This window comes from Roseomonas rosulenta (genome assembly GCF_016106005.1).
Classification (GTDB): domain Bacteria; phylum Pseudomonadota; class Alphaproteobacteria; order Acetobacterales; family Acetobacteraceae; genus Neoroseomonas; species Neoroseomonas rosulenta.
Genome location: NZ_JACADR010000214.1, coordinates 1 through 7919 on the forward strand (window position 1 = coordinate 1; position 7919 = coordinate 7919).

Sequence of the window (7919 nt, forward strand, 5' to 3'; positions counted from 1 at the left end):
GGCGGCGGGGGCGGCGGGCTCGCTCGCGCCGCCGCCCGCCTGGGAGGGCAGCGGCCTCGGTGAGCCCGGGTTCCGCCACTGCGTGGCGCTCGCCGCCGGGGTCTGGCGCCATGCCGATCCGCTCTGGACCGCCATTCTGGCGGCGCGGGAGGGCCCGCCCGAGGCGCTCGTGAAGGCGGCGCTGGTCTCGGCTGCCGGCGAGGAGCCCTCGGTGACCGAGGCGATGCTCGCGACCCTCCTGACCAAGGCGGCGAGGCCCGGCTCGGTCGCCTCGGTCGCGGCCGCGGCGCGCATCGGCCCGCCAGGCTCGGTCGAGCGCGTGCTCGACCGCTGGATCGAGGAGTGCCGGCCCGACCTGTCGGTCGGCGACCCGCAGGGCGCGGCGCAGCTTGCCGAGGAGTTCGCCGAGGCGCTGGACGACCTGGAGGGCTCGGAGGTCGGCCGCCGCCCGGAACGGCGCCAGCGCGTCGCGGCACTGCGCCGCACGGTCGGCGAGGCCTGCCGCAGCGCCTTCGCGGACTCGGCCGCGCATCACCTGCTGGACCCGCTGGCCAAGGCCGGCGCGCGGCTCGACGATGCCGGGATCAGGGCGATGGAGGCGACCGCGCGCAGCCTGCGCCGGCTCGAGGCCGCCGGGCGCAAGCTGGGCGGGGCGGCCGCCTACGATGCCGCGCTGCGCAAGGTCACGGACGCCTTTGCCGCGCTGCGCGGCAGGCCCGAGGCGAACCCGGCGGACCTCGCGCGGCTGACCGAGATCCTGGTCGGGCCGGAGGCTGCGCTGAGGCTGCTGGACGGCGCATAGAGCAGTTCCCGATCAGGTGGAACCACCTGATCGGGTGAAGATGCTCGCGGAAACGGCTCCAGGGCGTCGGCGCGCGCCCGGGCCGCCTGAGCGCGTCAGGCGTGCGCCGTCGCCTCCTCCTCGATGCCGAGCACCGAGGAGAACCGGTTGAAGAACCCGGTCAGCGTGATGCGCAGCGTGAGCTCGACGATCTGCGCCTCGGTGAAATGCGCGCGCAGGTCGCGGAACAGGCGTTCGGGGACGCGGTGGCTGTCCTCCCAGGCGGCGACCGAGAAGGCGATCACGGCGCGGTCGCAGGGCGTCAGGGACGCGTGGTCCGCATCGGCGGGCAGGCCGGCCACCACCTCGGGCGGGATGCCCTCCACCGCCAGGAAGGGCTGGTGGTGGGCGATGCAGTAGTCGCAGGCGTTCAGCTTCGAGACCACGACGATGGCGAGTTCCAGCGCGCGGCGTGGCAGGGTCGCGGCGGCGCGCAGTTCCATCAGCATGGGCATCAGGTGGCGCAGCGCCGCGGGGACATGCGCGAAGACCTCGAGCTGGCCCTCGAAGGGGCCGTAGGTGGTGGCGTAGCGCTGCCAGACCTCGCGCAGCTCGGGTGCCAGGGCTTCGGGGCGGAGGGGGGTGACGCTGGGCATGGCGCAATGCTGCGGCCCGCGCGGCGCACCTGTCCAGGGTGGCGATTTGCCGGTTGCGCGCCGGCGCGAAGCGTCCAAGTCTTCGGCGACCACGCCGGCGGCCCATGCCGCACCTGGGAGGGATGAACGAGATGACTGAGACCGTCGCCATGACGGTGAACGGCCGTGCCGTCACCATCACCGTCGATGACCCGCAGATGCCGCTGCTCTATGCGCTGCGCAACGATGTCGGCGTGACCGGGCCGCATTACGGCTGCGGGCTTGGCCAGTGCGGCGCCTGCACGGTTCATGTGAATGGCGAGTCCGTCCGATCCTGCCAGGTGCCGGTGGCGGATGCCGCGGGCAAGCGGATCGTGACGCTCGAGGGGCTCGGCACGCCCGAGCGCCCGCACGCGCTGCAGGCCGCCTTCATCGCCGAGCAGGCGGTGCAGTGCGGCTATTGCGCCAATGGCATGATCATGGAGAGCGCGGCGCTGCTGGCGAAGACGCCCCGCCCGACCGAGGCGCAGGTCAAGGAGGCGCTGGCCAACAACATCTGCCGCTGCGGCACGCATCCGCGCGTCGTCGCGGCCGTGCTGCGCGCGGCGCAGGGCTGAGGGGAGGGCACGCGATGAACGCGATCAGCAAGCGCGGCCTGCTCAAGGCCGGCGGGGCGATGATGGTGGCCTTCTCGATCGGCCTGCGCCCGAAGGGTGCCGCCGCCTGGACCGAGAAGCCGGTGGCGGGCGACGAGGTCGCCGCCTTTCTGTCGATCGACGCGCAGGGGGGTGTGACGGTCTATATCGGCAAGGTGGATCTGGGGACCGGCATCCGCACCGGCTTCATGCAGATCGCCGCCGAGGAACTCGACGTGCCGATGGCGCGCATCCGCGTGGTGGAAGGCGATACGGCGCTGACGCCGGACCAGGGGCCGACCTATGGCTCGCTGTCGATCCAGAATGGGGGCGTGGCGCTGCGCGCGGCGGCGGCGACGGCGCGGCGGGAATTGCTGAACATGGCGGCGGAGCGGCTCGGCACGCCGGCGGCGCAGCTGAGCGTGGCCGATGGCGTGGTGAGCGGCGGCGGGCGATCGGTGTCTTATGCCGACCTGGTCGGCGGGCGCGCCTTCACCATGAAGGTGGACACGAACGCGCCGATCAAGGCGCCGGGGGCCCGGCGCATCGTGGGCCAGTCGGTCGCGCGGGTGGACATCCCGGACAAGGTCTTCGGCCGGTTCGAATACGTCCATGACTTCAAGCGGCCGGGGATGCTGCATGGCCGCCCGGTGCGCCCGCCCGCCATGGGCGCGACGGCGCAGAGCGTGGACGAGTCCAGCATCCGCGGCATTCCCGGCGTGGTGCGCGTGGTGCACCAGGGCGCCTTCGTGGGCGTGGTCGCGGAGACGGAATGGGCCGCCATCCGCGCCGCGCGCGACCTGAAGGTCACCTGGTCGAACTGGGCCGGCCTGCCCGACCAGGCACGCATCTGGGAACATGTGCGCGCCACGCCGGTGGCGCAGGTGCAGGTGACCTCGGATCGCGGCAATCCGGCCGCCGCTATCCAGGGGGCCACGCGGCGAGTCAGCGGCACCTACGACTTCGCCATCCACACGCACGGGTCGATGGGCCCGTCCTGCGCGGTGGCGGAATTCGGCGCGGATGGGAAGCTCACGACGTGGTCGGCCAGCCAGGCGACGCACAACCTGCGCAAGCAGCTCGCGATGATGCTGGGCATGCCGGTCGAGCAGGTGCGCTGCGTCTACCTGGAGGGCGCGGGCTGCTACGGCCGCAACGGGCACGAGGATGCGGCCGCCGATGCCGCGCTGCTGGCGCGTGCGGTGGGACGGCCGGTGCGCGTGCAGTGGATGCGCGCCGACGAGCATGTGTGGGACCCCAAGGGCCCGCCGCATCTCGTGGACCTGCGCGCCGGCCTCGACGCGCAGGGCAACATCGTGGGGTGGGAGGCCGATGCCTTCATCCCGAAGGGTGCGGGCGGCAATGTGGACCTGACGGCGGCGGAACTCGGCGGGCTGCCGCGCGAGAACCAGATCCACCCGGGCAACATCATCCACAACCTCGCACTGCCCTACGCCTTCCCGGCGATCAAGACGACCTGCCATCGCCTGGACACCACGCCCTTCCGCCCCTCCTGGATCCGCACGCCGGGGCGGATGCAGAACACCTATGCGAACGAGGCGTTCCTCGATGAATGCGCCGCGGCCGCGAATGCCGACCCGGTGGAGTACCGCCTGCGCGTGATGCCGGCGGACGACCCGCGCGGGCGGGAGGTGCTGGAGCGCGTGGCGCGGCTGGCGAACTGGCAGACGCGGCCCTCGCCGCAGCAGGACCGCTCCGGCGAGATCCTGCGCGGGCGCGGCGTGACCTTCGTGAAGTACGAGCTGGTGCGGACCTACGTCGCCGCGGTGGCGGAGGTGGAGGTCAACCGCCGCACCGGCGCCATCCGTGTCACGCGCTTCTTCTGCACGCATGATTGCGGCCAGATGATCAACCCCGACGCCGTGAAGGCGCAGGTCGAGGGCAACATCATCCACACGCTCTCGCGCACGCTGAAGGAGGAACTGACCTTCGACCGTAGCACCGTCACCAGCCGCGACTGGGGCTCCTACCAGGTCATCACCTTCCCGGAAGTTCCCGAGATGGTGATCGAGTTGATCGACCGCCCGGCCGAGCGCCCCTGGGGGGCGGGCGAGCCGGCGGCGGCGATCGTGCCCTCGGCCGTGACCAACGCCATCTTCGATGCGACGGGCGTGCGGCTGCGCTCCGTGCCCTTCACCACGCAGAAGATGCGCGCCGCGCTGCAGGGCGCGTAGCGCAGCGCCGGGCGGCGCGCTTTACGGGCGCGCCGCCGCGGGCGAACATGGGCGCCTTCCCACGGAGAACGCCCCATGCAGAACACCGAAGAGATCTGGCGCCTGGTCGATGCCAAGGCGCCCGACGCCATCGAGCTTGCCGACCGCGTCTGGGGCATGCCGGAGCTCTGCTACGCGGAAGTGCGGTCCTGTGCCGAGCACACCGCGCTGCTGGAACAGCACGGCTTCCGTGTCACGAAGAACGTCGCCGGCATCCCGACCGCCGTGATGGGCGAGGCGGGCGAGGAAGGGCCGGTCATCGCCATCCTCGGCGAGTACGACGCGCTGCCGGGGCTGTCGAACGAGGCCGGCGTGGCCGAGCACAAGCCGCTCCCGGGGGACGGCTCGGGGCATGGCTGCGGGCACAACCTGCTCGGTGCCGCTTCGCTGCTCGCGGCCTCCGCCGTGAAGGACTGGATCGAGCAGAACGGCATCAAGGCCCGCGTGCGCTACTACGGCTGCCCGGCCGAGGAAGGCGGGGCGGCCAAGGGCTTCATGGTGCGCGAGGGCGCCTTCGCCGACGTGGACATGGCCATATGCTGGCACCCGGCCGCCTTCACCGGCGTGAACGAGGCGGTGTCGCTGGCCAATACGCGCATCGACTTCTCCTTCACCGGGCGGTCCTCCCACGCCGCCGCCGCGCCGGAGCTCGGGCGCTCGGCGCTCGACGCGGTGGAGCTGATGAATGTCGGCGTGAACTACATGCGCGAGCACATGCCCTCCGACGCGCGCATCCACTACGCCTATCTCGATGCCGGCGGCATCGCGCCCAACGTCGTGCAGGGCACGGCCAAGGTGCGCTACCTGATCCGCGCGCGCGACCTGGTGGGCCTCAACCAGCTGGTGGCCCGCGTGCGCAAGATCGCCGACGGCGCGGCGCTGATGACCGAGACGACCGTCACCACCAAGGTGGTCAGCGCGGTGTCGAATCTGCTGGCGAACACGCCGCTCGAGCAGGCGATGTACGACAACATGCTGCGCCTCGGTCCGCCGCAATTCGACGAGGCCGACCGCGACTACGCGAAGCAGATCCAGGGCACCCTGAGCGACGAGGACATCGCCGCCGCCTTCCGCCGCCACGGGCTGGAGGTCGATCGCGACAAGCCGCTGTGCGACATCGTCGTGCCGCTGGATGCGAAGGGGAAGGGCGGGGTCGGTTCGACCGACGTGGGCGACGTGTCGTGGGCCGTGCCGACGGTGCAGGCGCGTGGTGCGACCTATGCCATCGGCACGCCGGGGCATTCCTGGCAGCTCACGGCGCAGGGCAAGTCCGGCATCGCGCACAAGGGCCTGGTGCATGTGGCCAAGATCATGGCCGGCACGGCTGTGGACGCGATCACCAACCCTGACCTGCTCGCCGCCGCCAAGGCGGACCACAAGAAGCGGACGGATGCGCACCCCTATGTGTGCCCGCTGCCGCCGGACGTGACGCCGCCGATCAAGATGTCGGCCGACTGAGCACGACGGCGCGGTGCCCGCGGGCATCGCGCCGCTTGCGTCGCGGGGAGAGAACAAATATAGAACAAAGACCATGCCCCGGTCGCTGCGCGAGCGTCTCGCGATCCTCTCCGATGCCGCCAAGTACGACGCCTCCTGCGCGTCGAGCGGCACCACGCGGCGCGATTCGACGGCCAGCGGCGGGCTCGGCTCCACCGAGGGATCGGGCATTTGCCATGCCTATGCGCCCGACGGGCGCTGCATCTCGCTGCTGAAGATCCTGCTCACCAATTTCTGCATCTACGACTGCGCCTATTGCATCAACCGGTCGTCGAGCAACGTCGAGCGCGCGCGCTTCACGCCCGAGGAAGTGGTCTGGCTGACCACGGAGTTCTACCGGCGCAACTACATCGAGGGGCTGTTCCTCTCCTCGGGCATCGTGCGGTCTTCCGACCACACCATGGAGCAGCTGGTGCGCGTGGCGCGGGACCTGCGCACCGTCCACGGCTTTCGCGGCTACATCCACCTCAAGACCATCCCCGATGCGTCGCCGGCACTGATCGAGGAGGCGGGCCTGTATGCCGACCGCCTGTCGATCAACATCGAGATGCCCACCGATGCCGGCCTGGCCGCGCTGGCGCCCGAGAAGCAGCCCGCCGGCATCCGCCGCGCCATGGCCGACATGCGCATCCGCATCGAGGACGCGAAGGAGCCCACGCTGCGCACCAGGACGCGCAAGCGATTCGCCCCGGCGGGGCAATCGACGCAGATGATCATCGGCGCGGATCCATCCAGCGACGCCACGGTGCTCGCGACCAGCGCCCGGCTCTATGGCGGGTATGGGCTGAAGCGCGTGTACTACTCGGCCTTCAGCCCGATCCCGGATGCCTCGGCGCAGCTGCCGCCGACCACGCCGCCGCTGCTGCGCGAGCACCGGCTGTACCAGGCGGACTGGCTGTATCGATTCTACGGCTTCTCGATCGAGGAAGTGACCGCGGCGCGCCCGGACGGGATGCTCGACCTCGACATGGACCCGAAGCTCGCCTGGGCGCTGGCGAATCGCGCGCAGTTCCCGGTGGATGTGAACCGCGCGCCACGCGAGGCCCTGCTGCGCGTGCCGGGCTTCGGCGTGAAGACGGTGGGCGCGATCCTCTCGGCGCGGCGGCACCGGCGGCTGCGGCTCGATGACCTGGCACGGCTGCGCGTGCCGCTGCGCAAGGCGCGGGCCTGGATCGTGGCAGAAGGCTGGACCCCGCTGCGGCTGGTGGACCGGTCGGACCTCGCCGCGCTGGTGGCGCCGCAGCCCAGGCAGCTGGCGCTGCTGTGATGCAGGTGGCGGTGCTGCAGGGCCGCGGCGACTTCGCCGAATGGCGCGACGCCGCGCGACGCCTGCTCATGGCGGGCGCCGAGCCGGCGCAGGTGGACTGGCGCCTCGCGGGCGATGATTCGCTGTTCGCGCCCCAGGCGACGCCTCCCGGGCCGGCGGTGCGCCCGCCGCCGCGCGTGCCGCGCGCCTTCCTGGAGCTGGCCGAGGCGGTGGTCTGCCACGGCGACCCCGGCCGCTTCGCCCTGCTGTACCGCCTGCTGGCGCGCCTGCAGCACGACCCCGTGCTGCTGGCGATGGCCGCCGATGCCGATGTCGTCGCCGCGCAGCGCCTGGCCAGCGCGGTGCGGCGGGACTGCCACAAGATGGCGGCCTTCGTGCGCTTCCGCGAAACCCCGGGGGCGGGCGGGCGGCGGCGCTTCCTCGCCTGGTTCGAACCGGACCATCACATCGTGGCGCGCAAGGCACCCTTCTTCGCGCGGCGATTCGCCGACATGGACTGGATGATCCTGACACCGAAGGGCTCCGCGGCCTTCGAGGGCGGCACGCTCTCCGTCGCGGCCGACCCCGCGGCGAAGCCGGATCTCGACGACCCGACCGATGCGCTGTGGCTGACCTACTACGCCGCCATCTTCAACCCGGCGCGGGTGAAGCTCGCGGCGATGCGCGCGGAGATGCCGAAGAAATACTGGCGGAACCTGCCGGAAGCGGCGCTGATCCCGGAGCTGGTCGCGCAGGCGCCGGCGCGGGTCGCAGCCATGGCGGCGCAGGCCGCGCTGCCGCCCCCGGCGCATCACGCACGCATCCAGGCGCGGCGGCGCGCGGCGGAGGACGCTGCGGCGCCGGCTGGTGACGGGGCTACGCCGCCCGGCT

7 protein-coding genes are annotated in these 7919 nt (G+C 72.0%); 6 read left to right on the top strand and 1 reads right to left on the bottom strand.

What is annotated here, in order from left to right:
- On the top strand, positions 1 to 802 hold an 802-nt coding region (locus HW578_RS19760), incomplete at its 5' end, for a hypothetical protein (protein ID WP_198372432.1).
- A gap of 95 nt (positions 803 to 897) precedes the next feature.
- Here the strand turns inward: HW578_RS19760 and HW578_RS19765 are convergent.
- The gene (locus HW578_RS19765; RefSeq protein ID WP_198372433.1) at positions 898 to 1437 is read right to left on the bottom strand and encodes a carboxymuconolactone decarboxylase family protein; all 540 of its coding nucleotides are present in this window, start codon (positions 1435 to 1437) and stop codon (positions 898 to 900) included.
- A gap of 131 nt (positions 1438 to 1568) precedes the next feature.
- On the opposite strand from HW578_RS19765, the gene HW578_RS19770 reads away from it, so the two are divergent.
- The 5 genes from HW578_RS19770 to HW578_RS19790 all read left to right on the top strand — a co-directional run.
- Positions 1569 to 2033: a (2Fe-2S)-binding protein gene (locus HW578_RS19770; protein WP_198372434.1), complete on the top strand. Its 465-nt coding sequence runs from the start codon at positions 1569 to 1571 to the stop codon at positions 2031 to 2033.
- A 14-nt stretch (positions 2034 to 2047) separates the two neighbouring features.
- Positions 2048 to 4246 carry a xanthine dehydrogenase family protein molybdopterin-binding subunit gene (locus tag HW578_RS19775; RefSeq protein WP_198372435.1) on the top strand — a complete coding sequence of 733 codons (2199 nt, stop codon included), beginning with the start codon at positions 2048 to 2050 and terminating at the stop codon, positions 4244 to 4246.
- A 75-nt stretch (positions 4247 to 4321) separates the two neighbouring features.
- Entirely contained in the window at positions 4322 to 5743 is a 1422-nt protein-coding gene (locus HW578_RS19780; protein ID WP_198372436.1) for a M20 family metallopeptidase, read from the top strand.
- 73 nt (positions 5744 to 5816) lie between these two features.
- Positions 5817 to 7049, top strand: a complete 1233-nt coding sequence (locus tag HW578_RS19785; RefSeq protein WP_198372437.1) for a putative DNA modification/repair radical SAM protein — start codon at positions 5817 to 5819, stop codon at positions 7047 to 7049.
- Between the two features lie 68 nt (positions 7050 to 7117).
- The coding region (locus HW578_RS19790; protein WP_408906258.1) for a TIGR03915 family putative DNA repair protein at positions 7118 to 7919 on the top strand (802 nt) is incomplete at its 3' end.

What these genes read in the sequence shown, in the direction of transcription:
- HW578_RS19780 (WP_198372436.1), top strand. Translation starts at nt 4,322, where the DNA reads ATGCAGAACACCGAAGAGATCTGGCGCCTGGTCGATGCCAAGGCGCCC.
- HW578_RS19775 (WP_198372435.1), top strand. Translation starts at nt 2,048, where the DNA reads ATGAACGCGATCAGCAAGCGCGGCCTGCTCAAGGCCGGCGGGGCGATG.
- HW578_RS19765 (WP_198372433.1), bottom strand. Translation starts at nt 1,437, where the DNA reads ATGCCCAGCGTCACCCCCCTCCGCCCCGAAGCCCTGGCACCCGAGCTG.
- HW578_RS19770 (WP_198372434.1), top strand. Translation starts at nt 1,569, where the DNA reads ATGACTGAGACCGTCGCCATGACGGTGAACGGCCGTGCCGTCACCATC.
- HW578_RS19785 (WP_198372437.1), top strand. Translation starts at nt 5,817, where the DNA reads ATGCCCCGGTCGCTGCGCGAGCGTCTCGCGATCCTCTCCGATGCCGCC.